Consider the following 26800-nt stretch of genomic DNA (forward strand, 5'->3'; position numbering starts at 1 on the left):
TCCGTAGTCGAGATACCCGATCTATTGCCAACCGTGGTAGCGCTGCTGGCCGGCCTGGGAATCGACACCTCGCGAAGCCGGGACGGCTATCTTGTCAGCGCCTCCCGGGCGGACCCGGATGCACTCTATTTTGTGAATGGCGGCGGCAATGACTTTCTGAGCGGCTTGATCACCGACCCTGCCTCCGCGGTAGGGGCGGGGAATACCTTGGTAAATGGCGTCGAGGCCTTGGTCGCGGCTGGGGCCAGGACCATCCTGGTTTCCAATGTGCCGGACATCGGCGCTACGCCAGTAGGCCTGCAAAGCGGCCAGCGTCAGGCCTTTTCCGCGTTGAGCGACGTCTACAACCAGGCACTGGGTGAACGACTTTCACGCTTCGATGGCCAGGTGGATATCATCCGTCTCAATATCGGCGCTCTGTTCGACGAGGTGGTGGCCGAGCCTGCGGCTTTCGGTCTGGCGATGGATGTGGCTCTGACGGACGTCTGCTTCAGCGATCCGAGCTGCGACACCTCATCTTATGGCCTGGCATCGGGCGCCCCCGATCCTGCCAAGCTTTTGTTCAACGACACCGTGCATCCCACCGTGGCGGGTCAGCAGATCGCGGCCGACTACACCTATGCCTTGCTCGAGGCGCCCCAGGTGCTTGCCTTGGCTGGGGAGTTGACCACCGGGGCCTTCAATGCCCAGCAGCGCAGCATTGGCAATGAACTGCGCCCCGGCTGGCAAAGCGATCGGGTGCGCGTCTTTGCTCAAGGGGATTACCAGAATGACCGACCGAACGCCTTCGATGATGGCGGTCAGCCGGAGTCCACGCAGAAAGGCGCAGGGGTCGGCGTGGTCGTACCAATGGCAGCCGGCTGGCTAGGCGCAGCCGCTACTCAGCGCGACGCGGATCTGGATGAGCCGGGGGAGTTCGATCTCGAGGGCCAGGCCTACAGTGTGTTTGCCCGTCAGCATCTGGGCAGGATCGGGCTGCAGGCTATCCTCAGCGGTGGTGATTTCGATCTCGATCTGCGTCGGCAGTTTGCCTTGGGCCAGGCCCGGCGCAGCGCGAAAGGCAAGACCGAAGCGGATGGCTGGGCGGCGGAGCTGCGACTCGATTATCGTCTGAGCGCGGCAGACTCGTCCTGGTACACCGCGCCGTTCGTGGCCTATCGGCATATAGATGCCAAGATCGACGGCTATACCGAGCAAGGATCGAAGGCCAATGCTTTACGGGTCTCGGATCAAGATCTCAAGGATCGTCAGCTCGAGCTTGGCCTGATGCTGGATCGTGGACTCGAAGAGGGTATCGGTTTCTACGGCGAATTCTCCTGGGGGCGCTATCTTGAAGACGAACGCGACAGCGCCGAAGTGCGACTGGCTTCGTTGCCCACCAACCGCTGGTCCGGCGGGGATCAAACGCGAGAAGACGACAACTATCTGCGAGCTGACGCAGGCCTTCGTGTGCAGCTTGGGCAGGCGCGCTTAAGCTTGGGCGGTGGCGCCCAAGGCTGGGACGAGTGGTCGCCCTACATGCAGGTAGGGGCGAGCCTGGTCTTCTGAGGGTCTGTTTCCGATCTTCAGCAAGACGGCATGAAAAACGGAGCCTTATGGGCTCCGTTCTGCTGCGTTACTTATCGCCTTTCGATTTGGCGCTGCGATCGTCCGTGCGATGCTTGATGGTCTCGGCGTAGCCGTCCAGAAACGGCTTTTCCGCAGGATCGAGCCGATCCATGCCGCAGACGATACGGTGCCAGTAGGGATAAAGCGGCGCGGGACGAGTGGCCTTCTCCAGGCGCTGGTGTTCTTCTTCGCTGAGTTTCAATTCCATTGCCGCAAGATTGTCCCTCAAGTGCTCTTCGGTGCGGGCACCCACGATCAGCGAAGTGACGCCAGGACGATCCATCAGCCAGGCCAGGCAGACCCGGGCCGGCGAGCAGTCGTGGGCTTCACCGATGGCAAACAGCTCTTCGATGATGTCGTAGGCCCGTTCCATGTCGTGGACGTAGGGCTCCGGCCAGCCTTCGCCTTGCCGCGTATTCGATGGCGTTTCCTGACCACGACGCACCTTGCCGGTCAGAAAGCCCTCACCCATGGGGCCCCAGATCAAGGAGCCAATGTTCTGATCCAGCGCCAAGGGCAACAGCTCGTATTCCGCTTCTCGGGATTCCGGGGTGTAGTAAATCTGCTGGCTGACCGGCTTGATGAAATGATGCGTCTCGGCCTTGCCCAGCATCTTCATCATCTGCCAGCCGCTGTAGTTAGAGGTGCCGTAGTAGCGTATCTTGCCGCTGGTGACGAGATGATGCATCGCCTCGAGGGTCTCTTCGATCGGCGTGACACCGTCCCAGTTGTGCAGCTGATAAAGATCGATATGATCCGTGCCAAGACGCTTTAGACTGGCCTCCACCGCGTGAATCAGATGATAGCGTGAAGCGCCGGACGCATTGGGATCGTCACTGAGCGGGCTGCGGCCTTTGGAGGCGAGAATGATATCGTTGCGCTTGTTGCCCAGGGCCTTGCCGGTGACTTCTTCGGATACCCCCAAAGAATAAAGATCCGCGGTATCAACGACGTTGACCCCTATCTCGAAAGCGATATCGAGTAGTTTCCTGGCGTCATCGACGCCGACATTTCCCACGTCTTCGAATCCATTGGCGCCACCAAAGGGGGCAGTGCCAAGGGCCATAGGCGATACCATCAGACCTGAATTGCCTAGTGGACGATAATCCATATCGCGATTCTCCTTTTATCGATACGCAGGTTAAAACTCTAATCTTCTCGAGCGCTTCCGACAAACCAGACTGTGTATAGAAATGTCTCACGCCAGGCAGCGATCATAGGCGACATTCAGTCGCCAGGTTCTTCGTCAAGCTCTTCCGCGGCATCTTCATGAGACAAGCGCATACCCTGAGCGGGGAGCGCCACGCCATCCAGAGTGGGTCCGTTGGGTCCAAGCTGTAGACGGCCCTCGAGAAACCAGCGCACGGCGATGGGATAGATCAGATGTTCCCGGGCGTGAATCTTCTCGATTATCTCTTCTTCGCTATCCCCCGGACGGATCATGAGGGCGGCCTGTATCACCACCGGCCCACCGTCGAGCTCCTCGGTGACGAAATGCACGCTGGCGCCGTGTTCTTCACCGCCGTCGGCCAGCACCCGCTTATGGGTATTGAGCCCCTGGTAGGCAGGTAGCAGGGACGGATGAACATTGAGCAGGCGGCCGTGGAAACGATTGACGAAGATCGGCGAGAGAATGCGCATGAAGCCCGCAAGCACGATGAGATCCGGCTCATGGCGCTCGATGACCTTGATCAGGGCGCCATCGAAGGCTTCACGGCTATCGTATTCGTTATGGGGCAGCGCCACGGCATCGATGCCCGCGTCTCGGGCGCGCTTCAGGCCATGAGCATCGACCTTGTTGGAGATCACCGCAACGATCTCGCCACCCAGTTCGTCGAAAGATTGAGCATCGATCAAGGCCTGCAGATTGCTGCCATTACCGGAGATCAGCACGACCACCCGCCGCGCATCGGCCTTTTCGGCTTCGAAATCGTTCAACGTATCGCCGGTCGAATTCATGTCGCTCATGGTGCGAGATTCTCCAGACGTACCTGTTCTTCCATGGTTTCATTTACGCCTTCACCGGATTTTTTTCGGGAGACGATCTCACCTAGACGAAACACGGTCTCACCAAAGGTTTCCAGATGGCGCTGGGCGGCCTCAGCCTGATCCTTGGACACCACCAGGATCATGCCGATGCCGCAGTTGAGTACCCGGTACATCTCGCGCTCGGCGATGTTGCCCTGGTGCTGCAGCCAGTCGAATATCCTTGGCCGTTTCCAAGCGTTGACGTCGATTCGTGCAGCTAGATCATCCGGCAGTACCCGGGGCAGGTTTTCGAGCAGTCCGCCGCCGGTGATATGGGAAAGCGCATGCACGTCGACATCGCTGTCCCGGATCAGAGAAAGCAGCGGCTTGACGTAGATGCGGGTCGGGGCGAGCAGGGCGTCGGCAAGAGACTGACCGTCAATCTCGCTGTTTAGATCGGCGCCGCTGATTTCCAGCACCTTGCGAATCAGGGAATAACCGTTGGAGTGAGGGCCGGAGGACGCCAGGCCGAGAATTGTATTGCCCTCGGCTACCTTACTGCCGTCCAGAATCTGTGATTTTTCCACCACGCCGACGCAGAACCCCGCCAGGTCATAGTCGCTGCCTGAGTACATGCCCGGCATCTCCGCGGTTTCACCCCCGACCAAGGCGCAGCCAGCCTGCACACAGCCCTCGCCGATGCCGGTCACCACGTCCGCGGCGATATCCACATCGAGCCTGCCCGTGGCATAGTAGTCGAGAAACTGCAGCGGCTCGGCGCCGGCCACCACCAGGTCGTTGACGCACATGGCGACAAGATCGATGCCGATAGTGTCGTGACGGTTCAGGTCCATGGCCAGACGCAGTTTGGTGCCCACGCCGTCGGTACCGGTGACCAGCACTGGCTCCCGATAGCCGCTGGGCAGGGCACAAAGCGCCCCGAAACCGCCAAGTCCGCCCATCACTTCCGGGCGGCTGGTACGCTTGGCAACACCTTTGATGCGTTCGACCAGGGCATTACCGGCGTCGATGTCAACGCCGGCATCCTTGTAGCTCAACGAGGGGGATTGGGGCTTGTCGGAAGCACTGGAGGTCATGGCAGGTCCTGGGATCGATCGCCATCATGAATAGCCGTCATGAATGGCCAAGGGGCTGGTGAAGATAAGCGCGGGCATTGTAGCATCGCGTGTGCCGTGCTGCATGGGTGGCAGGGGGCGCATACCCGTTATTAGGCACGTTCTTTAGGAAGCCGTCATGTCGCGAGTACATATCTGGTCTTTGTTGGTATTGGCCGTCATGATCTGGCTGCTGGTGCTATTGGAACCGATTCTGATGCCGTTTTTCATCAGCATCATTCTGGCCTATTTGGGCGATCCACTAACGGATTGGCTGGAAGCCAAGGGGCTGTCGCGACGCTGGGCGGTGAGCGTGGTGTTCCTGGTGCTGACCTTGACACTGGTGCTTGCCATTGTCGTGCTGGTGCCCTTGCTGGGTCGTCAGCTGCGCCAGCTGATTGACGCGCTGCCCGAGGTCTTTGCCTGGGTGCAAACGGTGGCGCTGCCCTGGGTGCAGTCCTTTACCGGCGTGGATTTGTCGACGGATTTCGATCAGCTGCGCCAGACGTTGATGAGCAACTGGAAGGAAACCAGCACCTATGCGGCGGTCATACTGGCGCAGATTTCTCGTTCCGGGCTGGCGCTTGCGCTCTTGATCGCCAATCTGGCGCTGATACCCGTGGTCACTTTTTACCTGCTGCTAGATTGGGATCGTCTAAAGGGACGCATTCGCGATCTGCTGCCCCGACGTTACGAGCCGACCATTACTCATCTGGCCGTTCAATGTGACGAAGTGCTCTCGGCGTTCCTGCGGGGCCAGCTGCTGGTGATGTTGAGCCTGGGTGTGGTCTACGCAGTGGGCCTGACCGTCATCGGCATTCAATTCGGCATACTGATCGGCGTGCTGGCGGGGCTTGCCAGCATCGTGCCCTATCTAGGAGTGATCGTTGGACTGGTAGTGGCGGCATTGGTGGCATTTTTTCAATATGGCGATCTGCTGCATCTGGTAGGCGTAGGCGTAGTGTTCGCCATCGGACAGATGCTCGAAGGAATGGTGCTGCAACCGCTACTGTTAGGGGACAAGATTGGGCTGCACCCGGTGGCGGTCATCTTCGCGGTACTGGCGGGCGGGCAGCTGTTCGGCTTTACCGGCATATTGCTTGCCTTGCCGGTTGCCGCGGTGATCATGGTGCTGCTGCGCTATCTTCATGAGCGCTATAAAAACAGCGATTTATACGAAGCGTCAGAATCCTCGAACGGCGACGAGGGGCTTTGATGAGAAGCGCGACGGGGCAGCTTTCCCTGGGTATTGGGTTGCGCGATGACGCCACCTTTGCCAATTTCCTGCCCAGGGGCAACGAAACTGCGGTGGCCACCCTGCAACGCCAACTTGCTCCCGGTGGGGAGTCCTTCGTTTATCTCTGGGGGGCTTCGGGTTCCGGTCGCAGCCATCTACTGCAAGCGGCCTGCCATGCGGCTAGCGCCCAGGATCAACGGGCACTCTATCTTCCCTTGAACGAGCTGGGGCATTTTCCACCCCACATGCTCGAGGACATCGAGCGACTCGATCTCGTGGCGATCGACGATCTGGATCGAGTAATCGGGCGCAAACGCTGGGAAGAAGCGCTATTCCACAGCTTCAATCGTTTGCGGGATGCCAGCAAGCATTTGGTGATCGGGGCCTCCGCCGCGCCGCGTCAGCTGAACGTGATGCTTCCGGATCTGGCCTCGCGGTTGAGCTGGGGTACGACCTTTCATCTTGCACGTCTTGACGATCAGGGCCGCTTCGAGGCCCTGAAGCTGCGTGCCCAAACCCGGGGGCTGCAGTTATCCGATGAGGTGACGCGCTATATTCTGCATCGTGGCCCGCGTCGTCTTGGCGAGCTTTTTGACCTGCTCGAACGACTTGATCGGGCCTCGCTCTCCGCCCAGCGCAAGGTGACCATTCCCTTCGTCAAGCAGGCGTTGGGGTGGTGATCGTTCACGTTACTCGCCGTTCAGCGTCGCAACAATCTGCCGCGAGCCGCCCTGGTCGCGATGCTCTCCCAGCCAGAGGCCTTGCCAGGTGCCCAGCGCCAGGCAGCCATCGCTGACGGCGATAGTCAATTGAGTGCCAAACAGACTGGCAGCAATATGGGCCGGCATGTCGTCAGGCCCTTCCAGAGTGTGACGAAAATAGGGTAGATCACCCGGCACCCGATCCCGCAGAAAAGCGTCCATGTCGTGGCGCACGTCCGGATCTGCGTTTTCGTTCAAGCTCAGTGAGGCCGAGGTATGCAGCAGCTGCAGATGCAGCAGGCCGACGTCCAGTTCCGCCAGCTGGGGCAGGGCGTCATCGACTTCTCGGGTAATCAGATGAAAGCCCCGGTTACGGGGCTTTAAAGAAATACGCTGTTGAATCCACATGGTGTGTGCTCCCCTGAGTTTTTCTATTCAAAACACTCTACCTGGAAAGCTCTATTTTCTTGCTCTGACCCTTGCCGAGGCTGACCTGGTTGATGATGACCTGGCGATCGCCACCGGGTTGAGCGACACGGCCGGCGACATAGAAAACTCCTGAGGGTAAACCAGTGATCTCGAAATAGCCTTGGTCATCGGTCTTGGCGTAATGGGTGTAGGCCTGGGCGCGAGGGTCCGCAGGCTCGATGTAGCCTCCCGCCAGGGCGACTTCCGCTGCCTCGGCGGAATAGCGAGTCGCCGGTGCCACCGAAACGGTTTCGCCAGCGCCATAAACGACGCCGCTGGCCGTGCGAATGAATAGCTGACCCGAAATCGACGCGGTGCCGTTTTTAGCCAGCTTGGCGTACTCTTGTTCTGGAAAGGCGATTTTGCGCTCGATCTGCTCGGGTGGTGGCTCGCTGCGATCTTCGACCACCGGCGGGCCTGTATCCGGGCCTCTTCCCACGAACTGACAACCTCCCAACAACAACCCCATTAGTGCGATGGCGATCCATTTGCCCATGTCATCCTTCCTCGTATTGCTGATCTGTAGTCGGTCATCGATATCAGTCTACCGTGGCACGATCATGCGACCAATGCCGATTGACGAACAAGGATAGTGAATATAGTCCTTGAAAAACCGGTGATTCAGCACAAGGCTTTAGTCACTACCGAATAGCGTTGCACAGGACAGGAGGACGTCATATGAGCGATACCCGCATTGAACGCGACAGCATGGGCGAGCTTGAGGTACCCAGCAAGGCACTCTTTGGCGCTCAGACCCAGCGTGCAGTGAACAATTTCCCCATCAGCGGTCAACCCATGCCGGCCGCTTTCATTCAGGCGATTGCACGCATCAAGCTGGCGGCGGCCCAGGTGAACCGGGATCTCGAGCTACTCGATGCATCCCGTTCGGAGGCCATCGTCAAGGCGGCCCAGTCGTTGATCGACGGCGAACATGCGGATCAGTTTCCCATCGACGTATTCCAGACCGGCTCTGGCACCTCGAGCAACATGAACGTCAACGAGGTGATCTCCCATCTGGCTTCCAGGGACAATCTCGAGGTCGGCCCTAATGATCATGTCAATATGGGCCAGTCGAGCAATGATGTGGTGCCCACGGCGATTCATCTGGCGGCAGCGCTGGAGGTCAAGGATCGCTTGCTGCCGGCCCTCGAGCAGTTGAAAAGCGCCATCGAGCAAAAAGCGGGAGAGCTCGACGATGTGGTCAAGACCGGGCGCACGCATTTGATGGACGCCATGCCGGTGCGCATGAGCCAGGAGCTGGGCGGCTGGGCCAGTCAGGTGGGCCAGGCCATCGAGCGGCTGAACGACGGCCAGCAGCGGCTGTCACGGCTCGCCCAAGGCGGCACCGCAGTCGGCACCGGCATCAATGCGCATCCGGAGTTTGCAAGCCGCATGGCGGACAAACTCAGCGAGCAGACGGGACTCTCCCTGCGCCCTAACGATAGCTTCTTTGCCAGCCTGAGCTCTCAGGATGCGGCGGTGGAGCTTTCCGGGCACCTGCGTACCTACGCTTGCGCGGTCATGAAGATCAGCAACGATCTACGCTGGATGAACTCCGGGCCATTGGCGGGATTGGGTGAAATCGAGTTGAAAGCACTGCAGCCGGGCAGTTCGATCATGCCGGGCAAGGTCAATCCGGTCATTCCAGAGGCGGCGGCTCAGGCGGCAGCCCAGGTCATCGGTCTTGATAGCGCCATCACCGTGGCCGGGCAGAGCGGCAATTTTCAGCTCAACGTCATGCTACCGCTGATTGCCCACAACCTCATGACCTCGATCACCCTGATGACCAACGTCAGCAAGCTGCTGGCAGATCCGGCCATTGCCACGTTCCAGGTGCGCCGCGACAACATCGAGGCGCCGCTGTCCCGCAATCCGATTCTGGTGACGGCGCTCAATTCCGTGATCGGTTACAACGCCGCGGCGGCAGTGGCCAAGAAGGCCTATCAGGCAGGGCGGCCGATTCTCGATGTGGCAGAAGAGGAGACCGACCTCGATCGAGAGGAGTTAGAACGCCTGCTGGACCCGGATCAGTTGACCCGGGGCGGCGTTCCGGAGTGATTCCCTGTTGGGATGGTGAAGCCTGTTTCAGGCTTCGCCGTCGCCTTTCTGGCTCGCTTCCTGGATCGTTTCCTGAGCATCGCGTCTATCTTCACTATCTGCCACTGATGGATCGTTTTCTTCCTTTCGAGCGGGCTGATAGCTGAAGGTGGCCAGGATCGGAAAATGGTCGGAGCCATAGTATTTAAGGCGCTGCATCATCACCAGCTGAAAATGATCGCTGATGAAAATGTGGTCCAATGGCCAGCGCAAAAAGGGATATTTGGCGTGAAAGGTGCTGAACATGCCTCGGCCACGGCGTGGATCGAGCATGCGGCTGACGCGGCAAAACCTTCGGGTGGTGCCGGACCAGGCGACGTCATTGAGATCTCCGGCCACCAGCGTTGGCTGATGCTCCGACTGCTCGATACCCTTGCCTACCAGCAGCAGCTCTGCATCGCGCCATAGCGACACATCGCTCTCGCTAGGAGAAGGGGGGCGTGGGTGCAGGGCATGAAAGCGGATGCGTGTGCCGTCCGGCATGGGTAGCCAGGTATGAATTGACGGGATGTCGCTTTGGATGAGCCATTTGACTTCCGCATCCTCGAGCGGGATACGCGAAAAAAGATGCATGCCGTACAGGTTGTCCAAGGGGATCTTGACGTCATGTGGCCACTCCTCGCTCAAGGAGTGTTCGAGCTGTCTTCCCCACCAGGCATCGGATTCAAGCGTCAGGACCACGTCCGGTTGATGCTCATGGATTTGTTCTAGCAGCCCCTGGGCGTTGCGGTTAGGGGTCAGAACGTTGGCGATCAGCAATGTGATGTGTCGCCGCTCGTCACTCTTGCCGATGAACTTGACCTGTTTGGGCCAAAAGGGGGTCCAGGGCAGGATGTAACCGCCTTGAACCAGAGCAACCAGCGCGCAAACAGCCATCGATAACCAGCGCCAATCTGCATCGCTCCAGATGCCTTGAACGGCGCCAACGACAATGGCTAGGCAGGCTAACTGTAGACGGGGGAAATCGAAGCCGCGCACGGACCAGTGATGCAGTGGCAAGAAGGGCAGTAAAGTCGCGATAAGCAAGAAGACCGCCGCGAGCCCTAAAATGATATCCAGCATTAAAAATTCTCCTGACTGAATGGGCTTTCCCATTCAGGGGTTGTTGTTGCTTGCTTGAGCGCCATGGTGCCATCCTAGTGAAGCCGAATCATTACTAATCTTCGTTTTACCAAGCGTATTTTCTTACGCTCCTGGGCATGAATTGAAATACGCTATCTTGTTTACGCTGCATTCGATCTTGCATTCAACGACACCATGAGTAGAATACCCATCCGTTGCCACGCACCGCTCGATGAAAGCGTAATGCGCGCATCGTGCTAACACTCGATAGGACCGTAGCTCAGTTGGTTAGAGCGCCACGTTGACATCGTGGAGGTCAGCGGTTCAAATCCGCTCGGTCCTACCAATTAGCACGTTCGCAGGACCATAGCTCAGTTGGTTAGAGCGCCACGTTGACATCGTGGAGGTCAGCGGTTCAAATCCGCTTGGTCCTACCAGATTCAAAAAGGCTCCGACGAGATCTCTCGTCGGAGCCTTTTGCATTTCAGCCTGTTGGTTTGAATGGCGTTACGTACGGTCCAGGTCACTTGCGTCTATGAATACCCGCGCCAGACGTTCGATACCGGATTGATCTTCCTTACTGAAGCGTGCCGGAAACGGGCTATCCAGATCCAGTACGCCCCATAGGCGATCCCCGACGATGAGGGGAACGACCAGCTCGGCCCGGGAATCCGCATCGCAGGCGATGTGATCCGCCACCGCATGAACGTCTTCGACCCGCTGGGTCTCATGGCTGCGCGCCGCCGCGCCGCAAACCCCCTTGTCGAAAGGGATCGGGTTGCAGGCGGGCTTGCCCTGAAATGGCCCCAGACTGAGTAGCTCCGGGGCACGCTGCAGATAGAACCCCACCCAGTTGAGCTGCGGCACCTCCTGCATGATGAAGGCGCAGGTCTGAGCCGCATTGGTCAACCAGTCTCGGGTATCCAGCAACGCCTCTAGCTGGCGGGCGAGCAGTTCGTAATTCGCCATGCTGATTACTCCCAGCCGGGAACCGCCGCTCCATCGAATAGCTCCTTGGCCTTGTCCTTCACTTCATTGCTTTGATAGGCCTCGACCAGCTGCTGGATCGCCTCACGTTCCTCATCACCCCCGCGTACCGCGATCAGGTTGACGTAGGGCGACTCCGGCCCTTCCTTGATCAGGGCATCATCCAGACTCAGACCCGCCGGCTGAGCGAAGGTGTTGTTAATGAAGGCCATGTCCACGTCGGGTAGAACTCGAGGTAGCTGGGCAGCTTCGATCTCGCGAAACTCGAAGTTGCGCGGGTTCTTGGCGATATCGATGGGAGTCGCCTCGAGATTGCCTACATCCTTGAGTTCGAGAAGACCTTCGTTGTGCATCAGAATCAGCGAGCGGCCTTCATTGGACGGATCGTTGGGCAGAGCAATGGTGGCGCCATCCGGCAGATCTTCGATGCTGTCATATTTTTCGGAATAGGCCCCGATCGGATAGACGAAGGTGCGTCCGGCAATGGCAAAATCGTAACCTCGGTCCTCCACCATGCTTTGCATGTAGGGTTCGTGTTGAAAGGCGTTGGCATCCAGACTTCCGTCCGCCAGGGCCGCGTTGGGCGAGACATAGTCCGTGAACTCGACGATCTCCACCTCGAGGTCGTGCCGCTCCTTGGCCAAACGCTTGGCGACCTGCATCACCTCGGTCTCTGGGCCCGCGACGGTACCTACCTTGATCGAATTCGAATCACCTTCGTCGCTGCCGCCACAGCCGGCCAGCAGGGTCGCGCTCAAGAGCGTGGCGCTCAGCAGCCCAGTTGGGCGAATGAGCTGTATCAACGTGTTTTTCATAGGTATTGCTCCTTACGTGAATCACTTATGATCGGCCCTGCGAACCAGGGCATCCCCCAGACTCTGAAACCCCTGCACCAGTACTACTAAAATGACCACGGTGATCAGCATCACCAATGGATCGAAGCGGTTGTAGCCGTAGCGAATGCCCAGGTCGCCAAGCCCGCCACCGCCCACGGCGCCGGCCATAGCGGAATAGCTGATCAGTGTGACCAGGGTGATGGTCAAGCCGGTTATGATGCCGCCCCGGGCCTCGGGGATCAGCACCTTGACGATGATCTGATAAGGGGTGGCGCCCATTGACTGGGCCGCCTCGATCAGCCCTGGCGGTATCTCGTTGAGTGCGCCTTCCACCAGCCTTGCCACGAAGGGAATCGCGGCGATGGTCAGCGGCACGATGGCCGCGTTGGTGCCGATCGAGCTGCCCACGATCAGGCGGGTGAAGGGAATGATGGCCACCATCAGGATGATGAATGGGATCGAACGACCCACGTTGGTGACGATACCCAGGATGCGATTGGTCAAGGGCCGCGCCAATATCTGCCCGGGACGGGTGATGTAGAGCATGACACCCAAAGGCACCCCAAGGGCGGCTGCCACCAGCCCGGAAAGCCCGACCATATAAAGCGTATCCAGGGTGGCCTTGAGAATCAGTTCAAGCATTGCGCTGGACATGGCCGAGCACCTCCACTTGCAAATCATGAGCTTTCAAATAGTCCAGCGCCGCGCCAATCCGATCCGGTGTACCGATCAGCTCAGCAATCATCAGACCTAGGGTGCGCTCCTGAATGGATTCCACCTTGGCTTCAAGAATGCTGACGTCCACATCGCAATCCCGCGTCAGATGCGAAATAAGCGGTAACGCGACCGAATCCCCACTAAAAGCCAGGCGCACCACCGGATGCGTATGTTCGCTAGGCTCCGCCTGCATGCGCTCCAGCAGCGACTGGGGTGGGTCCAGCTCGAGAAAGGCATTGAGAAAGGCGCGACCGAGACGCGTCTTGGGAGCGGTGAAGAAGTCGCCCACCTCCGCTTCTTCCACCAGTTTACCGCCGGCGATCAGTCCGACCCGATGGCAGATCGATTTGACCACTTCCATCTCGTGGGTGATTAGCAGGATGGTCAGCCCCAGCTTGCGGTTGATGTCCTTTAAAAGCTCGAGAATCGAGGTGGTGGTCTGTGGATCGAGCGCGGACGTGGCCTCGTCGCACAGCAGCACCTTGGGGCGGCTGGCTAGAGCCCGGGCAATGGCAACCCGCTGCTTCTGGCCACCGGAAAGCTCTGCGGGGTACTTGTCGAGCTTGTCCGTCAGGCCGGTCAATTCGAGCAAGGGCTGCACCCGCTCGCGAATCTCGCGCCGGGCAACGCCCATCAGCTCAAGGGGCAGGGCGACATTGGCGAACACGGTGCGCGAAGAGAGCAGATTGAAGTGCTGAAAGATCATGCCGACTCCGTGGCGGGCATGATTGAGCGCCTTTGGAGACAGGGCGGTGAGTTCCTGACCATCGACGAAGACGCGCCCGCTGCTAGGCCGCTCGAGTAGATTGACACAGCGGATCAGCGTCGATTTGCCGGCGCCGGAGAGCCCGATCACGCCATGAATGGCGCCCTGGGGCACATGCAGATCCGTCGGCTTCAGGGCATGGATTGCCTGATTACCGCTGCCGTAGGTCTTGGAAACGTTTTCGAGTTTGATCATGGTCCTGGTCGAGTCGCGGCGCCGAGCATCAATACGACAGCAAGTGTGCCGCCGTAGGGCGTTGTCTTGATCGGTAATGTAAAGAAATGCGGGCGGGGAGAATGCGTTACTTGGAACGTGAAACCAAGGATTCATTCTGATACAAGCTGGCGGGGGATCATCGAAACCGGACCCACCCTTTTAGCTGCATTTGCAAACCCTGAGGCTCGATCAGCCTCAAGGCTTCGGCGCCCGCAATCCGGGATCAAATCGGCGCCTGTATAAAGTGCGACGATGGTAGAAAGCTCATGGGCTGCTGTCAATGTTGCCGGCCAGGAAAGCATCGTTGCCCATGAATACCCCGTGGACGCGCAGGGCGAAACTTCCCTAGACTAGGCTTCCTCCGAAAAGCCTAGCGATCTTGCAACGGGAGAACACATGTTTACCGGAATCGTACAGGGCACCGCCGAGCTGGTGGCGATCGATGAAAAAAGCGAGTTTCGCACCCACGTATTGGCGCTGCCGATGCCCTTGATCGAAGGCCTGGCGCTGGGGGCGTCCGTGGCGCACAACGGCTGCTGCCTGACCGCTACTGCCATCGAAGGAGAGCGGGTCAGCTTCGATCTGATGCGAGAGACCCTGCGCCTGACCAATTTGGGCGATCTCGCTATCGGTGATCGGGTCAATATCGAACGCGCCGCGCGGTTCGGTGACGAGATCGGCGGTCACGCCATGTCCGGTCATATCATCTGCATGGCAGAACTTGTAAATATCGAAGAAGCGCCGAACAACAAGCGCCTGTGGTTCGAACTGCCCCAGGCGTATGCGCGCTTTCTGTTCGACAAGGGCTATATCGGAATCGACGGTATCAGTTTGACCATCGGCGAAGTGCAGGGTCCTCGGTTTTGCGTCAATCTGATTCCCGAGACATTGGCGCGTACTACTTTGGGCGAACGTAAGCCAGGCAGCCGCGTCAACATCGAGATCGACCCGCAGACCCAGGCGATCGTCGAGACCGTTGAGCGAGTACTGGCAGCCCGTGGTTCTGAATGATTTCGCTTTGTTGACAGCCCATTTACCCCACACAACAACCAGGCAAAGGGTCGAGCCATGCTGAAAAAATACCTGAACGACTATTTCAAGCTGGAGGAGCACAGCACGTCGGTACGTACGGAAATCATCGCCGGTATCACCACTTTCCTGACCATGGCCTACATCATCTTCGTCAACCCGAGCATTCTGGCTCAGGCCGGCATGGATAGCGGTGCGGTGTTCGTAGCCACCTGCCTGGCCGCCGCCATCGGTTGTCTGATCATGGGGCTCTGGGCCAACTATCCCATTGCCATGGCGCCGGGCATGGGGCTCAACGCCTTTTTCACCTTCAGCGTCGTGTTGGGTATGGGCTACACCTGGGAGGCCGCTCTGGGAGCGGTATTCCTGTCCGGGATACTCTTCTTGCTGCTCAGCATCTTTCGCGTCCGCGAGTGGATCATCAATTCGATTCCCATGTCGCTGCGACTCGGTATCGCGGCGGGCATCGGCCTATTTCTGGCGCTCATTGCGCTACAAAACGCGGGTATCGTCGTCGCACATCCTGCCACATTATTGACCATTGGTGATCTGTCCCAGCCTGCGGCCCTGTATACCCTGGCCGGATTCTTCGTCATCACGGCGCTCTCCTATCTACGGGTCATTGGCGCGGTCATGATCGGCATTCTGGGGGTCACCTTCGTCGCCATTCTATTGGGTCACAGTGAATTCGGCGGTATCGTTTCCGCGCCGCCGTCCATCGCACCGGTATTTCTGGAGCTGGACATTGCCGGCGCCTTGAACGTCGGCATGATCAGCGTGGTCTTCGCCTTCCTGTTCGTCGATCTGTTCGATACCGCCGGTACCCTCATCGGCGTTGCCCAGCGCGGCGGGTTGCTCGACAAGGATGGCAAGCTGCCCCGACTCAACAAGGCGCTCATGGCGGACAGCACCGCCACCATGAGCGGCGCACTGCTGGGCACTTCCTCCACCACCAGCTACATCGAGAGCGCCTCGGGCATTGCCGCCGGCGGGCGCACCGGGCTGACCGCGGTGGTGGTGGCGATCCTGTTTCTGATCAGCCTGTTTTTCGCACCTCTGGCGGGCTCTATCCCAGTCTACGCCACTGCAGGCGCCCTGCTTTACGTGGCGGTGCTGATGTGCGGCAGTCTGGCTCATGCCAACTGGGACGACGTCACCGATGCGGGCCCGGTGCTGATCGCTGCCTTGGCCATGCCTCTGACCTATTCGATTGCCAACGGCATCGCCCTGGGTTTTATCAGCTATGCTGGCATCAAACTGCTGTCAGGACGGTACAAGGAGCTCAACCCGGCGGTGGTGGTGCTGGCTATCCTGTTTGCACTCAAATTTCTCTTCATCGACTAACGTTCATCGACCGTTCATTGAATAAGGCATCCCATGAGTATCTATGGCGACTACATCAAGTCCGTGATTCGCACCGTGCCGGATTGGCCTCAGGAAGGGGTCAATTTCCGGGATATCACGCCGGTCTTGCAAAACCACTCCGCCTTTCGCAAATTGATCGATAGCTTCGTACATCGCTACCAGGATTCGAAGCTGGATGCCATTGCCGCGATCGACGCGCGGGGGTTCATCATCGGCGCGCCGGCGGCCTATGAGCTGGGATGCAGCTTCGTGCCGGTTCGCAAAAAGGGCAAGCTGCCGTTCAGGACCATCAGTGAAACCTATACGCTGGAGTATGGCGAATCCACGGTGGAGCTTCATTCCGATGCGTTTCGCGAGGGCGATCGTATTTTGGTGATGGACGACCTGATCGCGACTGGTGGCACCATGCTGGCAGCGGCGAAACTGATTCAGCGCAGCGGAGGCCAGGTAGTGGAAACCGCTACCATCATCGATCTTCCTGAACTGGGTGGCTCGAAGAAGATTCGGGAAGCCGGCCACGAGGTGTTTGCCGTCTGCTCCTTCCTGGAAAGCGAGTGATTCGACCATGACCGCTAACCGCTACCAGCAACATTTCACCGTCTCTTGGGATCAGCTGCACCGGGACGTGCGAGCCCTGTGCCATCAGCTCGTCGAGCGGGACTTCAAGGGCATCGTGGCCATCACTCGCGGTGGATTGATCCCGGCGGCCTTGATCGCGCGAGAGCTCAATGTGCGCCTGATCGATACGATCTGTGTCAAGAGCTACGAGCGCATGGATCAGGGTGGACTCGAGGTCATGAAAGGAATCGATCATGATGGCGACGGCTGGCTATTGATCGATGATCTGGTGGATACCGGGAAGACCGCTCGGGTGGTGCGGGACATGCTGCCCCAAGCGCATTTCGTCACTATCTATGCCAAGCCGGAAGGACGCCCGCTAGTGGATCAGTGCCTGACGGAAGTCGCTCAGGACTGCTGGATTCAGTTCCCCTGGGACATGGGCATCGCCTATGTGGAACCTTTGGTGGACCAGGTACGAGGATCAGACTCATGAGTGCAAGTCCTTTGCCCGAGAGCTGGAATCGCTTTCTGAGCGATGAGTTCTATGCGCCTTACATGCACACCCTGCGCGAATTTCTGGCTCAGGAGAAAGCCGCTCGCAAGGTGATCTATCCTCATTCGTCGAACTGGTTTCGTGCTTTCGAGCTCACGCCTCTCGATCAGGTGCGGGTGGTGATGCTGGGGCAGGACCCCTATCACGGCCCCAACCAGGCCCATGGGCTGTGTTTTTCCGTGCGCCCGAACGTACCCACCCCGCCATCCCTACAAAACATCTACAAAGAGCTTGCCGAAGACGTTGGCACGACGCCAGTGAGTCACGGCTTTCTTGAAAGCTGGGCCCGCCAGGGCGTATTGATGCTCAACAGCGTGTTGACCGTCGAGCAGGGCAATGCCGGGTCCCACCGTAACCAGGGTTGGGAGCGCTTCACCGATCGCGCCATTCAGGTCGTCGATGAGCACTGCGATCACGTGGTGTTTCTATTGTGGGGCAGCTATGCCCAGAAGAAGGCCGCCTTCGTCGATCGGGACAAGCATTTAGTGCTGCACTCGCCTCATCCTTCGCCGCTCTCGGCGCACCGCGGGTTCTTCGGCCAGCATCATTTCTCCCAGGCCAACGCCTTTCTCGAGGCCAAGGGCAAGGGCGTCATCGATTGGCAGTTACCGGCCCAAGCGCGGTAGAATTTCCGACAATTTTTTTGGGGTGCCCTAAAAAACGTCTCAATCACCGCAAGGACATCAAGTCATGAGCGTTCATGAAATCGATCATCCACTGGTCAAACACAAGCTGGGACTCATGCGCGCCGCGGATATCAGCACCAAGGCCTTTCGCGAACTGGCCGGGGAAGTCGCCAAGCTCTTGACCTACGAAGCCACTCAGGATCTCAAGCTCGAGCCCTACACCATTGAAGGGTGGAATGGCGAATCCTTTCAGGCAGAGCATTTGAAAGGCAAGAAAGTGACCATCGTGCCGATCCTGCGGGCGGGGCTTGGCATGCTCGATGGCGTCACCGATCTGATTCCCAGTGCGCGCATCAGCGTCGTCGGGCTCTATCGCAACGAGGAGACTCTGGAGCCGGTGACCTATTTCGAGAAATTCACCAACAATCTCGAAGAGCGACTGGCCATCGTCATCGATCCGATGCTGGCCACCGGCGGCTCCATGGTGGCTACCCTGGACAAGCTCAAGGAGCGCGGTTGCAAGACCATGAAGGTGATCGTGCTGGTCGCCGCCCCAGAAGGCATTCGCCGCGTGCAGGAGGCCCATCCGGAAGTGGAGATCTATACCGCCTCGGTGGACGAACGACTCGATGAGAATGGCTATATCGTACCGGGGTTGGGGGATGCCGGGGACAAGATTTTTGGCACCAGATAACGTTGTTTCGATGACTGGACACAAGTGATCACACGCCTCTTTCGTCTTTGACGTCAGGGGCATTTTTTTGCCTGCCGACTGGGCAAGCAATGACGCAGGAACGATAACTCTGGAGATTTTCTGATGACCGATGCCGCACGCCCGGCTTCTAACAAGGAGACCTGGCCGCGTACGCTGTTGACCGGGTCGCAAATGCTGTTCGTCGCCTTCGGGTCCCTGGTGCTGGTACCACTATTGACCGGGCTTGATCCAAGCGTGGCGCTGTTTACCGCCGGCATCGGCACCCTGGTGTTTCACGGTGTGACCCGCAAGAGCGTGCCGGTGTTTCTAGCCTCTTCTTTTGCTTTTATCGCACCGATTCAGGGCTCCATCGCCAACTTCGGTATTCCCGCAACCCTTGGCGGACTGTTTGCCGCAGGACTGGTCTATATCGTCATGTCCCAGTTCGTGCGGCTCAAGGGAACCGCCTGGCTGCACCACCTGCTGCCCCCGGTGGTGGTCGGGCCGGTGATCATGGTCATCGGTTTGGCCCTGGCGCCGATAGCGGTGGATATGGCTACCGGTGGCACCAGCGACAATATCGATTACCCCCAGGCCATCATCTTGTCCATGAGCAGTCTACTGGTCACGCTACTACTGGCGGTATTCGGACGCGGCATGCTGCGCCTGGTGCCTATTCTGGGTGGTATTCTGGTGGGCTACTCACTGGGGTTGATCATGGGGGTGGTCGATTTTTCACCGGTACAGAACGCAAGCTGGCTGGCACTGCCGGATTTCGTTGCGCCGACGTTTCACCTGGCGGCCATTGTGTTCATGATTCCAGTCGCGATCGCACCGGCGGTGGAGCATATCGGCGACATGATCGCCATCGGCTCCGTGACCCGCCAGAACTATCTGATCAAGCCCGGACTGCATCGCACGCTCTTGGGCGATGGTCTGGCGACGTCCACGGCAGCACTGTTCGGCGGCCCTCCCAATACCACCTATTCCGAAGTCACCGGCGCGGTGACCCTGACCCGCAACTTCAACCCCTCCATCATGGTGGTGGCCGCCGTTGTCGCGATCGTGCTGGCCTTCGTGGCCAAGCTGGGCATGCTGCTGCAGACCATTCCCGGTCCGGTGATGGGCGGCATCATGACGCTGCTGTTCGGCTCCATCGCCGTGGTGGGCATGAATACGCTGGTGCGAGCGGGCGCGCCGCTGACCGCACCGCGCAACATGGTGGTGGTGTCGCTGATTCTGGTATTCGGGATTGGCGGTATGCAGATTGGCGGCGGCCAGTTCGCGCTGCAGGGCGTCAGTCTGGCCGCGGTGGTGGGGATTGTGTTGAATTTGGTGTTGCCGCCGGCCCGGGAGGATTATCATTGAGCGGCGCATTAGGCTATGTCTGAAAAGCCGATGAGCGATGGCCAGACAAGGCAAAAATCGACGAAAAGACGGAGTTTACGCGGTGTAAATGAGTACTTTGAGTCGATTTTTAACGCCGTCTGGGCGAGCGCAGGCGCTTTTTGGGCAAAGCCTAGTGATGCTGGGTGGTGCCCCCTTCGGCAAAGGAAGGCGGCGTATTGGCGCTGACGATCACGCAGTCGCGGTCTCCGACATTGCGAAACCGGTGGGGCAGGCGGGAGTCGAAGTAGTAGGCATCGCCTGGTGCAACACTTGCGTTTCGCCATTGACGGAGATCTCGATGGAACCGGCGATCACCACGCCGCCTTCTTCGCCCGCATGTTCGAGCATGTCTTCGCCAGTGTCCGCACCGGGAGGGTAGTGCTCGTGGAGAAGCGACATGCTGCGGTTGGGGCGGCGTGCGCCGACGAGGCGCCAGGAAAGATTGCCATCACCGATTTCCGTGAGTTCATCGGCGCGGTAGAACACCTGCTCATTGGCGAGCTCTTCTCCGGCGAAGAATTCACTGATGGAAACCGGCATGGCATCGAGAATCTTCTTCAACGAGCTGACCGATGGACTGACGCTGTTCTGTTCGATCAGTGAAATGGTGCTGTTGGTGACTCCAGCGCGTTTGGCCAGCTCTCGCTGGGAAAGATCACGACTCTGACGCAACTGCTTGAGACGTGTACCGACATTGAATCCGCTCATCGAGCATCCTTGTTGAACATCCTTGACAGTATGATACCCCTTCATGCAAGACCCGATAAGCGTGAAAAAACGATCCGGTCATCGTCACTGCTTGTATTCGCCTGGTGGCGCAGCCACGCCGCTTAGGCCTTCAAGCAGTTTGCGGGTCGTGTCGTCCTCGAAGGCGCTGGACGGTGCGTGGCAGGGTAGCCAGACATGAAAGGTGGCGCCCTGTCCAAGGATAGAGCTTACGCTGATATCACCCCCGCCTCGCCTCAGAATGCCCGCACAAATGGCCAGACCAAGACCGGAGCCTGCCTCCCGGGTCGTGAAGAAAGGATCGAAAATCCGTGTCTGTAGATGGTCGGGAATGCCGGGTCCTTGATCGCTGATATCGATGCAGACCCCGGGCTCGGCGTAGCGATCGCTATCCTGAAGAGTGAGGACGATGCGCTGCCCTGCATTGCCGGCGTGTACGGCGTTGAGGATCAGGTTGACCAATACCTGCTGCAACTGAGCGCTATTACACTCCACCTGACGCTCCGCATGGCCCTTTAGAATCAGACGTTGATCGTTCTTGTCGATGGTATGACGCACCAGAGGCTCGATGCCGGCGACGATCGCGTTGACATCCTGGCGTTGAAGCATGAGTCGATAATGCCCGGTGCTGGAGTAGCGCAATAGATTGTCGATCAAGGCCCGAATGCGCTCCACCTGAGCAATGATGATATCGATTTCTTCCTTGACCGGTGCCGCATCGTTACCCAGCTGCTGCTCGATGAGTTCGACATGACCCAGGATCACGGCGGCAGGGTTGTTGATTTCGTGGGCTATGCCGGCGGTCAACTCACCCAGGGTTGCGAGTTTTTCCTGGGTCAGCAGTCGAGTCCGCGCCTGCTTGAGCAAGAGGATATGCTGTTCCAGTGCGCGGGTTTTTTCCCTCAAGGAATGAGTGCGTTCATCGACCCGCTGCTCGAGTTCGGCAGCGGCACGGCGCAAGGCGTTCTGGTGGGTTTCGAGACGATCGAGCATGGCATCGAATTCGCGAGCCAGCTCCGCCAGCTCGTCCTGGCTGCCAATCTCGCCGATACGCAGATGATTGTCTTCGCGGACATCGCGAATGATCCGGTGCATGCGCTTGATGGGTGTCACCAAGCGTTCGACGCCTCGCAGCACGAGCCCTAAAGAGAGCAGGGTGACCAAGGCCAGAACAATGGCGATCTGCAGCAGGGTTTCCCGATACAGGCGAGTGAAGGGTGCCTCTGGATAACCCGCATAGATCATGCCGATGCGTTCGCCTTGGATGCTCGATAGTGTCTCGTAGGCGGCCACATACCAGTCGCTGACCACGAAGGCCCGATCGATGAAGCGCTCTCCGTGCTCGAGCACCTGTCGGGCTACCTGGGTGGAGACTCGGGTGCCAATGGCGCGTTCGCCATTGACCAGATGCACATTGGTCGCGACCCTGACGTCTCCCAGAAATAGCGTGACCGTGCCTTCGCTGTTTTCCGGCAGGGTACCAGGTGCATAGAGCAGATCGCGAATATCATCCACGAGGGCTGCATCCCGGTTGAGCAGACGTCCGCCATCGAGCACGAGTTTCACCCGGCCATCCTGACCCTTGAGCGGGTAGAGAACCCGGGATACCAGCCCTTTGCGTTCCACCTGTCGGACAGTCGCCTGTGCTCGCGGCGTGACTCGCAAAGCCATTCGCGCCCGATCGGGAAGCAGTGCATCGATGACGTTCAAGCGCTCTGGCGTCAAGGCATCAAGCCCGGCAATCGTGTTGCCTTGAAGCAGGCGTTGCGCCACCCCAGTATCCAGCTGTGACATCAATTCGTCCGGTGACAGCAGGCGTAGCCAATCGAGTTCGTTGGCAGTACGGGTTTCTTCGAGAACATTGGCAAGGGAAAGCGTGCCGGTACCGTTCAGCGCGGTCGTCAGGGCATGACTGCCGGCCAGTTCCGCCAGACGTGTGCGCTGATGATCGATCAGGCTATCGAGCAAGCGGCTGGCTACCGCCAGATCCGCCCGTACCTTCATGTAGAGCTGACGATCGCTGTAGGTACTGGTCCAGTAATGGGTCAGTCCCACCAGGGCCAGACTGAAAAGCAGCAACGGCATGCAGGCCATCCATAGCAGCCGTCGCCGGATCGACGCGTCCAGCCAGCGGCGCACGCCTTTCACGTCAGGCTCGTTACGCTGAGTTCTTCACAACGCTTCTTCACGGCGAATGCCTCATGTCGAGCCCTGCCAGCCGGCAAGCTTGCGATCGAGGGTCTTGCGGGAGACGCCCAAGCTGCGAGCCGCTCGAGACTTGTTGCCGTTGTTGGCCTCAAGAACCGCCAGCAAATGGTGCTTTTCCAGTGCTTCGATGGACCAGTCAAGAGGCACATTGATGGTGGCGCTGTCCGGCCTCTCGCCGGCACCATTCTCGAGCAGCTCTCGCGGCAGTCTGCCAAGTAGAATGCAGCGCTCGACGAAATTCTTGAGTTCACGGATGTTGCCTGGCCAGGAGTAACGCGCCATGCGTTCAAGGTCCGTGTGCTGCCAGGGAAGCGCCGGCAGCCCCAGCTCCTTGGATAGATGGTGCGAGAAATGATGGGCGAGCAGCGCGATGTCATCAGGACGCTCGCGCAGCGCAGGCAGTCTGATCGTCAGTATGTTGAGGCGGTAGTAAAGGTCTTCCCGAAAGCGTCCGCTGGCAACTTCCTGTTCCATGTCGCGATGGGTGGCGGTCACGATGCGCACGTCCATCGGCTGCTCCTGCTCTCCACCTACTGGGCGAATCCGCTTGGTTTCGATGACTCGCAGCAGCTTGGCCTGCATGGCCAGAGGCATCTCGGCGATTTCATCGAGGAACAGCGTCCCGCCATCGGCGTAGGTGAACAGGCCTTCCCGAGCCTTGACTGCGCCGGTAAAAGCGCCTTTGACATGACCGAACAGCTCGGACTCGATCAGCTCACTGGCAACCGCACCGCAGTTGATAGGGACGAAGGCGCCCAAACGCCGGGACAGACGATGCAGATCCCGGGCGGCCAGTTCCTTGCCGGTGCCGGACTCGCCGGTAATCATCAGTGCGGAGGGCGTGGGAGCGACACGTTCGATGATCGCCTGAACCTCGCGGATGGCTGCGCTATTGCCCAGCATGCCGTTCTGAGCAGAGTGTAGCTGCGCCGTTTCTCGACGCAGGACGAAGTTTTCCCGAGCCAGGCGGCGCCGTTCCAGGCAACGGTCCACGGCGCTAAGCAACTGCTCGAGTCGAAACGGTTTCATGATGAAATCGCTGGCCCCCACTCTTAGCGCGTGAATGGCCATTTCAAGATCCGCGTAGGCGGTCATGAAGATGATGTCGCTACGCCGATCGGTTTCCAGCGCCTCGTGCCATTCGATGCCACTGCGATCCGGCAGGCGCACATCCACCAGCAGCAAATCGAAATGCAACCGCTGGCGCAGGGCTTCCGCATCTGCCAGGGTGCCGGCGGTTTCGAGCATGGCGAAGCGCGACGACAATGCCTTGCTCAGGTAACGCTGCATACCGGGTTCGTCATCGACGATCAGTATCGACGCGGTGGGTAGTTCACTAGCAACGGTCATTCAGACAACCCTCCATCGAGCGAGTCAGTTTGTCCCGATCTGGGTCGATGTGGCGCACTTAAGATGCGTCTGTGATTTTTTCATGGTAAAGAAGGCGATTTTAAAGGGCAATCCGCCAAGATCATGAGAATGGGCATGTTACTTGCTTGAAGAAGGGGTCAGGAACCTAAAAGGGAAGGGAACCATAATGAGCCTACCTGCTACTTTGCGTAACGCCGCGATCATTTTAGGCGCTACGCTTCTGACGTCACCGGTACTGGCGGCGGACAACGACATCATTCGACTGGCGACCACCACGAGCACCTACAACTCCGGTCTGCTGGACGAGCTGTTACCCCAGTTCGAAGCCGAACATCCCTATCAGGTTCAGGTCATTGCCGTGGGTACCGGCAAGGCGCTGCGCATGGGCCAGGATGGTGATGCAGATCTGGTGATGACCCACGCGCCGGCAGCGGAAAAGGCCTTTGTCGACGCAGGCTACGGCGTCGAACCCCAGGGGGTGATGTACAACGACTTCGTCATCGTCGGTCCGCAGAAAGACTCGGCCGACATTCAAGGCCTCGAAGAGGCAACGAAGGCCTTCAAGCAGATTGCCGATAGCGATGCGCTATTCATTTCCCGGGGAGACGATTCCGGCACCCACAAGAAAGAGCTTGCCTTGTGGCAGTCAAGTGATATCGAACCCGGTTTCGAAGGCTATCGGGCCGCGGGACAGGGCATGGGTAAGGTGCTGCAGATGGCGAGTGAGCTGCAGGGCTATACGCTGACGGATCGTGGTACCTGGCTTGCGATGCAGAATAAACTGGACTTGAGCCTGCTGATGCAAGGAGATCCTCGTCTGTTCAACCCCTATCAGGTAATCCTGGTCAATCCTGAGCGCTATAACGATCTCAATACTGACGGCGCGCGCGCTTGGCGCAGTGGCTGATTTCCGAGGAAGGGCAGCAGGCCATCGACGATTTCCGTCTCGAAGGTGAAGCACTGTTTCACGCCAGTGCCGGCGAAGACGTATCGCCACAGCAAGGCGTGAGCGCCGGTGCCAGCCAATGATGACTGCGCACGGCGATGTCTGAGCTACTCGACTCGACTCGGGCGGCGTTGACACTGCTGGTCTCCCTGGATCCGGATCTATGGGAGATCATCGGTGTCTCGTTTCGGGTATCGCTGACCGCCATGGTGCTTGCCATTCCGCCGGCACTGCTGATCGCCCTGGCGCTGGCACGTCTTGCGTTTCCGGGGCGCTGGCTGTTGATTTCCCTGGCCAACACCCTGATGGCAGTACCGACCGTGGTAGTGGGGCTGATGCTGTTCATGCTGCTATCCCGCAGCGGCCCACTTGGTGAGTGGCGATTGCTGTTCACTCAGCCGGCCATGGTGATTGGCCAGTGGCTCCTGGCCATTCCCTTGCTGATTGCCATGCTGCATGCTGCCTTGCAGGGAGTCGATCAACGTGCCTGGGAGACCGCACGTCTGCATGGAGCAGGGCGCGTGGCAGCCCTCTGGCGCTTGCTGGGAGAAGCGCGTTTCGGCGTCATGGCCGCAATAGTGGCGTCCTTCGGGCGCATCATCGCCGAAGTGGGCAGCGCCGTGATGGTGGGGGGCAATATCGAACATTTTACCCGCAACATCACCACGGCAATTGCACTAGAAACCCTCAAAGGGGAATACGCTCAGGGCATTGCCTTGGGGCTGGTGCTATTGGTGCTGGCGCTAATACTTAACCTGATGCTGGGCGTTCTGCGAGGCCGAGGCCAGCAGACCTTGAGTTCATGACGAAAGAGAGCATGCTCGAAATCAATCGGCTTTCCCATGGTTTCTCGGCAAAGCCCCTGTGGACGATCGATCAGCTGCACTGGTCGGGTCAGGATATGGTGCATCTGCTGGGTGACAACGGCAGTGGCAAGACGACGCTGCTGAGAATCCTGGCGGGACTGGACGCGCCTCGCCAGGGCAGCGTGAGCTGGCGTCTCGAGGAGCAGTGGCAGCTCCCCCCTTGTCCGGCTCAGGTAATCTATCTGCATCAAACGCCCTACATGTTCGATACCAGCGTGTTCGACAATCTTCGACTGGCGGCTCGCTGGCATGGGCTGGGACGACGCGATAGTCAGATGCGCGTACGCCGCATGCTGCACTGGTGCGGTCTCGAGCAACAGGGGCGACAGCGCGCTCGCTCTCTCTCCGGCGGTGAGCGCCTGCGCCTGGCACTGGCCAGAGCCTGGCTGTTGCAGCCTCGAGTTTTGCTTCTGGACGAGCCGACTGCCAATCTGGATGCTCAGGCCATTGCCGATGTGGATAGCCTGGTGGCGGATCTGGTGAGAGCCGGATGCGCCGTCATCCTCAGTGCCCACCATGCAAGCGTGCTGACCGAGCGCTGCCAGCGCCAATGGCAGCTGTGTGATGGCCTTCTGTGGGAAAGCGCAACGAACGCCGCTTTCATGGCCGAACGCCTCTTGCGTTAAGCCGGTAAATCTCGCCTGACCCTGATCTTGATCATGCTATCCACCCCTCAGGGCGGTTATGC

General features: G+C 59.0%; 27 protein-coding genes, 2 tRNA genes and 1 pseudogene. 17 read left to right on the forward strand and 13 right to left on the reverse strand.

Going from position 1 to position 26800, the window contains the following annotated elements; genetic code table 11:
• A partial coding sequence (locus CH74_RS08170; RefSeq protein ID WP_053070685.1) for an autotransporter outer membrane beta-barrel domain-containing protein occupies positions 1-1548 on the forward strand: 1548 nt, incomplete at its 5' end.
• Between the two features lie 67 nt (positions 1549-1615).
• Here CH74_RS08170 and CH74_RS08175 read toward each other — a convergent pair.
• From CH74_RS08175 to purM, 3 genes are all read right to left on the reverse strand, one after another.
• A complete protein-coding gene (locus CH74_RS08175) occupies positions 1616-2719 on the reverse strand; it encodes an aldo/keto reductase (RefSeq protein ID WP_048306982.1) in 1104 nt (367 codons plus the stop codon).
• Positions 2720-2835: 116 nt separating this feature from the next.
• Positions 2836-3576, reverse strand: coding sequence for a phosphoribosylglycinamide formyltransferase (purN, locus tag CH74_RS08180; protein ID WP_048306983.1), 741 nt, complete (start codon positions 3574-3576; stop codon positions 2836-2838).
• Positions 3573-4673, reverse strand: a complete 1101-nt coding sequence (gene purM, locus CH74_RS08185) for a phosphoribosylformylglycinamidine cyclo-ligase (RefSeq protein ID WP_048306984.1) — start codon at positions 4671-4673, stop codon at positions 3573-3575. The genes purN and purM overlap by 4 nt, the downstream gene beginning before the upstream one ends.
• Before the next feature lie 157 nt (positions 4674-4830).
• On the opposite strand from purM, the gene CH74_RS08190 reads away from it, so the two are divergent.
• The gene (locus CH74_RS08190) at positions 4831-5907 is read left to right on the forward strand and encodes an AI-2E family transporter (RefSeq protein ID WP_048306985.1); all 1077 of its coding nucleotides are present in this window, start codon (positions 4831-4833) and stop codon (positions 5905-5907) included.
• Positions 5907-6608 carry a DnaA regulatory inactivator Hda gene (gene hda, locus CH74_RS08195; protein ID WP_048306986.1) on the forward strand — a complete coding sequence of 234 codons (702 nt, stop codon included), beginning with the start codon at positions 5907-5909 and terminating at the stop codon, positions 6606-6608. The genes CH74_RS08190 and hda overlap by 1 nt, the downstream gene beginning before the upstream one ends.
• A 9-nt stretch (positions 6609-6617) precedes the next feature.
• On the opposite strand, the gene CH74_RS08200 is transcribed toward hda, so the two are convergent.
• On the reverse strand, positions 6618-7037 hold the full coding sequence (locus tag CH74_RS08200) for a secondary thiamine-phosphate synthase enzyme YjbQ (protein ID WP_048306987.1): 420 nt from the start codon (positions 7035-7037) through the stop codon (positions 6618-6620).
• A gap of 37 nt (positions 7038-7074) precedes the next feature.
• The gene (locus CH74_RS08205; RefSeq protein ID WP_048306988.1) at positions 7075-7593 is read right to left on the reverse strand and encodes a hypothetical protein; all 519 of its coding nucleotides are present in this window, start codon (positions 7591-7593) and stop codon (positions 7075-7077) included.
• A 182-nt stretch (positions 7594-7775) separates the two neighbouring features.
• Between CH74_RS08205 and CH74_RS08210 the strand changes: the two genes are divergently transcribed.
• Positions 7776-9155 carry a lyase family protein gene (locus CH74_RS08210; RefSeq protein WP_048306989.1) on the forward strand — a complete coding sequence of 460 codons (1380 nt, stop codon included), beginning with the start codon at positions 7776-7778 and terminating at the stop codon, positions 9153-9155.
• A 27-nt stretch (positions 9156-9182) separates the two neighbouring features.
• Here the strand turns inward: CH74_RS08210 and CH74_RS08215 are convergent, their stop codons facing one another.
• Complete coding sequence (locus CH74_RS08215; protein WP_048306990.1) at positions 9183-10256, reverse strand: endonuclease/exonuclease/phosphatase family protein; 1074 nt, start codon at positions 10254-10256, stop codon at positions 9183-9185.
• Positions 10257-10525: 269 nt separating this feature from the next.
• Here CH74_RS08215 and CH74_RS08220 point away from each other — a divergent pair.
• Positions 10526-10602 (forward strand) — tRNA-Val (locus CH74_RS08220).
• 14 nt (positions 10603-10616) lie between these two features.
• Positions 10617-10693: transfer RNA gene (locus CH74_RS08225), tRNA-Val, on the forward strand.
• 70 nt (positions 10694-10763) lie between these two features.
• Here the strand turns inward: CH74_RS08225 and CH74_RS08230 are convergent.
• Genes CH74_RS08230 through CH74_RS08245 form a run of 4 tightly spaced genes read right to left on the reverse strand, consistent with a single transcriptional unit; the run spans position 10764 to position 13757 of the window.
• Positions 10764-11225 (reverse strand): GAF domain-containing protein, encoded by a 462-nt coding sequence (locus tag CH74_RS08230; RefSeq protein ID WP_048306991.1) that lies wholly within the window; start codon positions 11223-11225, stop codon positions 10764-10766.
• Positions 11226-11230: 5 nt separating this feature from the next.
• Entirely contained in the window at positions 11231-12058 is an 828-nt protein-coding gene (locus CH74_RS08235) for a MetQ/NlpA family ABC transporter substrate-binding protein (protein ID WP_048306992.1), read from the reverse strand.
• Positions 12059-12079: 21 nt separating this feature from the next.
• On the reverse strand, positions 12080-12733 hold the full coding sequence (locus CH74_RS08240; RefSeq protein ID WP_048306993.1) for a methionine ABC transporter permease: 654 nt from the start codon (positions 12731-12733) through the stop codon (positions 12080-12082).
• Complete coding sequence (locus tag CH74_RS08245; RefSeq protein WP_048306994.1) at positions 12714-13757, reverse strand: methionine ABC transporter ATP-binding protein; 1044 nt, start codon at positions 13755-13757, stop codon at positions 12714-12716. Before CH74_RS08245 ends, CH74_RS08240 begins: the two co-directional genes overlap by 20 nt.
• A 417-nt stretch (positions 13758-14174) precedes the next feature.
• On the opposite strand from CH74_RS08245, the gene CH74_RS08250 reads away from it, so the two are divergent.
• The 7 genes from CH74_RS08250 (at position 14175) to CH74_RS08280 (ending at position 19974) form a co-directional block, all read left to right on the forward strand.
• Positions 14175-14789 (forward strand): riboflavin synthase, encoded by a 615-nt coding sequence (locus CH74_RS08250; RefSeq protein WP_048306995.1) that lies wholly within the window; start codon positions 14175-14177, stop codon positions 14787-14789.
• A gap of 57 nt (positions 14790-14846) precedes the next feature.
• Positions 14847-16151, forward strand: coding sequence for an NCS2 family permease (locus CH74_RS08255; protein ID WP_048306996.1), 1305 nt, complete (start codon positions 14847-14849; stop codon positions 16149-16151).
• A gap of 33 nt (positions 16152-16184) precedes the next feature.
• Positions 16185-16730, forward strand: coding sequence for an adenine phosphoribosyltransferase (locus tag CH74_RS08260; protein ID WP_048306997.1), 546 nt, complete (start codon positions 16185-16187; stop codon positions 16728-16730).
• Positions 16731-16737: 7 nt separating this feature from the next.
• Positions 16738-17226 carry a xanthine phosphoribosyltransferase gene (gene gpt / locus CH74_RS08265; RefSeq protein WP_048306998.1) on the forward strand — a complete coding sequence of 163 codons (489 nt, stop codon included), beginning with the start codon at positions 16738-16740 and terminating at the stop codon, positions 17224-17226.
• On the forward strand, positions 17223-17912 hold the full coding sequence (gene ung / locus CH74_RS08270; protein ID WP_048306999.1) for a uracil-DNA glycosylase: 690 nt from the start codon (positions 17223-17225) through the stop codon (positions 17910-17912). Before gpt ends, ung begins: the two co-directional genes overlap by 4 nt.
• 64 nt (positions 17913-17976) lie before the next feature.
• A complete protein-coding gene (gene upp, locus CH74_RS08275) occupies positions 17977-18606 on the forward strand; it encodes a uracil phosphoribosyltransferase (protein WP_048307000.1) in 630 nt (209 codons plus the stop codon).
• 123 nt (positions 18607-18729) lie between these two features.
• Positions 18730-19974 carry a uracil-xanthine permease family protein gene (locus CH74_RS08280; RefSeq protein WP_048307001.1) on the forward strand — a complete coding sequence of 415 codons (1245 nt, stop codon included), beginning with the start codon at positions 18730-18732 and terminating at the stop codon, positions 19972-19974.
• 151 nt (positions 19975-20125) lie between these two features.
• Here the strand turns inward: CH74_RS08280 and CH74_RS08285 are convergent.
• From CH74_RS08285 to CH74_RS08295, 3 genes and pseudogenes are all read right to left on the reverse strand, one after another.
• Positions 20126-20703, reverse strand: a pseudogene (locus tag CH74_RS08285) (cupin domain-containing protein).
• 84 nt (positions 20704-20787) lie between these two features.
• Complete coding sequence (locus CH74_RS08290; RefSeq protein ID WP_053070686.1) at positions 20788-22869, reverse strand: cache domain-containing protein; 2082 nt, start codon at positions 22867-22869, stop codon at positions 20788-20790.
• 51 nt (positions 22870-22920) lie between these two features.
• The gene (locus CH74_RS08295; protein WP_048307002.1) at positions 22921-24279 is read right to left on the reverse strand and encodes a sigma-54 dependent transcriptional regulator; all 1359 of its coding nucleotides are present in this window, start codon (positions 24277-24279) and stop codon (positions 22921-22923) included.
• A 187-nt stretch (positions 24280-24466) separates the two neighbouring features.
• On the opposite strand from CH74_RS08295, the gene CH74_RS08300 reads away from it, so the two are divergent.
• Genes CH74_RS08300 through CH74_RS08310 form a run of 4 tightly spaced genes read left to right on the forward strand, consistent with a single transcriptional unit; the run spans position 24467 to position 26738 of the window.
• The gene (locus CH74_RS08300) at positions 24467-25207 is read left to right on the forward strand and encodes a substrate-binding domain-containing protein (protein ID WP_253273006.1); all 741 of its coding nucleotides are present in this window, start codon (positions 24467-24469) and stop codon (positions 25205-25207) included.
• Positions 25192-25329, forward strand: a complete 138-nt coding sequence (locus tag CH74_RS19495; RefSeq protein WP_253273007.1) for a hypothetical protein — start codon at positions 25192-25194, stop codon at positions 25327-25329. Before CH74_RS08300 ends, CH74_RS19495 begins: the two co-directional genes overlap by 16 nt.
• Before the next feature lie 15 nt (positions 25330-25344).
• Entirely contained in the window at positions 25345-26052 is a 708-nt protein-coding gene (locus tag CH74_RS08305; protein ID WP_048307003.1) for an ABC transporter permease, read from the forward strand.
• An 11-nt stretch (positions 26053-26063) separates the two neighbouring features.
• Positions 26064-26738: an energy-coupling factor ABC transporter ATP-binding protein gene (locus CH74_RS08310; protein WP_048307037.1), complete on the forward strand. Its 675-nt coding sequence runs from the start codon at positions 26064-26066 to the stop codon at positions 26736-26738.
• The last annotated feature ends 62 nt before the right edge of the window (positions 26739-26800 follow it).

Source organism: Halomonas sp. PR-M31 (assembly GCF_001039575.1).
Taxonomy (GTDB): Bacteria; Pseudomonadota; Gammaproteobacteria; order Pseudomonadales; family Halomonadaceae; genus Modicisalibacter.

Bases quoted from the DNA above. Each gene is read 5' to 3' on its own strand.
- CH74_RS08175 (WP_048306982.1), bottom strand. From the start codon at position 2,719: ATGGATTATCGTCCACTAGGCAATTCAGGTCTGATGGTATCGCCTATG.
- purN (WP_048306983.1), bottom strand. From the start codon at position 3,576: ATGAGCGACATGAATTCGACCGGCGATACGTTGAACGATTTCGAAGCC.
- purM (WP_048306984.1), bottom strand. From the start codon at position 4,673: ATGACCTCCAGTGCTTCCGACAAGCCCCAATCCCCCTCGTTGAGCTAC.
- CH74_RS08190 (WP_048306985.1), top strand. From the start codon at position 4,831: ATGTCGCGAGTACATATCTGGTCTTTGTTGGTATTGGCCGTCATGATC.
- hda (WP_048306986.1), top strand. From the start codon at position 5,907: ATGAGAAGCGCGACGGGGCAGCTTTCCCTGGGTATTGGGTTGCGCGAT.
- CH74_RS08200 (WP_048306987.1), bottom strand. From the start codon at position 7,037: ATGTGGATTCAACAGCGTATTTCTTTAAAGCCCCGTAACCGGGGCTTT.
- CH74_RS08205 (WP_048306988.1), bottom strand. From the start codon at position 7,593: ATGGGCAAATGGATCGCCATCGCACTAATGGGGTTGTTGTTGGGAGGT.
- CH74_RS08210 (WP_048306989.1), top strand. From the start codon at position 7,776: ATGAGCGATACCCGCATTGAACGCGACAGCATGGGCGAGCTTGAGGTA.
- CH74_RS08215 (WP_048306990.1), bottom strand. From the start codon at position 10,256: ATGCTGGATATCATTTTAGGGCTCGCGGCGGTCTTCTTGCTTATCGCG.
- CH74_RS08230 (WP_048306991.1), bottom strand. From the start codon at position 11,225: ATGGCGAATTACGAACTGCTCGCCCGCCAGCTAGAGGCGTTGCTGGAT.
- CH74_RS08235 (WP_048306992.1), bottom strand. From the start codon at position 12,058: ATGAAAAACACGTTGATACAGCTCATTCGCCCAACTGGGCTGCTGAGC.
- CH74_RS08240 (WP_048306993.1), bottom strand. From the start codon at position 12,733: ATGTCCAGCGCAATGCTTGAACTGATTCTCAAGGCCACCCTGGATACG.
- CH74_RS08245 (WP_048306994.1), bottom strand. From the start codon at position 13,757: ATGATCAAACTCGAAAACGTTTCCAAGACCTACGGCAGCGGTAATCAG.
- CH74_RS08250 (WP_048306995.1), top strand. From the start codon at position 14,175: ATGTTTACCGGAATCGTACAGGGCACCGCCGAGCTGGTGGCGATCGAT.
- CH74_RS08255 (WP_048306996.1), top strand. From the start codon at position 14,847: ATGCTGAAAAAATACCTGAACGACTATTTCAAGCTGGAGGAGCACAGC.
- CH74_RS08260 (WP_048306997.1), top strand. From the start codon at position 16,185: ATGAGTATCTATGGCGACTACATCAAGTCCGTGATTCGCACCGTGCCG.
- gpt (WP_048306998.1), top strand. From the start codon at position 16,738: ATGACCGCTAACCGCTACCAGCAACATTTCACCGTCTCTTGGGATCAG.
- ung (WP_048306999.1), top strand. From the start codon at position 17,223: ATGAGTGCAAGTCCTTTGCCCGAGAGCTGGAATCGCTTTCTGAGCGAT.
- upp (WP_048307000.1), top strand. From the start codon at position 17,977: ATGAGCGTTCATGAAATCGATCATCCACTGGTCAAACACAAGCTGGGA.
- CH74_RS08280 (WP_048307001.1), top strand. From the start codon at position 18,730: ATGACCGATGCCGCACGCCCGGCTTCTAACAAGGAGACCTGGCCGCGT.
- CH74_RS08295 (WP_048307002.1), bottom strand. From the start codon at position 24,279: ATGACCGTTGCTAGTGAACTACCCACCGCGTCGATACTGATCGTCGAT.
- CH74_RS08300 (WP_253273006.1), top strand. From the start codon at position 24,467: ATGAGCCTACCTGCTACTTTGCGTAACGCCGCGATCATTTTAGGCGCT.
- CH74_RS08305 (WP_048307003.1), top strand. From the start codon at position 25,345: ATGTCTGAGCTACTCGACTCGACTCGGGCGGCGTTGACACTGCTGGTC.
- CH74_RS08310 (WP_048307037.1), top strand. From the start codon at position 26,064: ATGCTCGAAATCAATCGGCTTTCCCATGGTTTCTCGGCAAAGCCCCTG.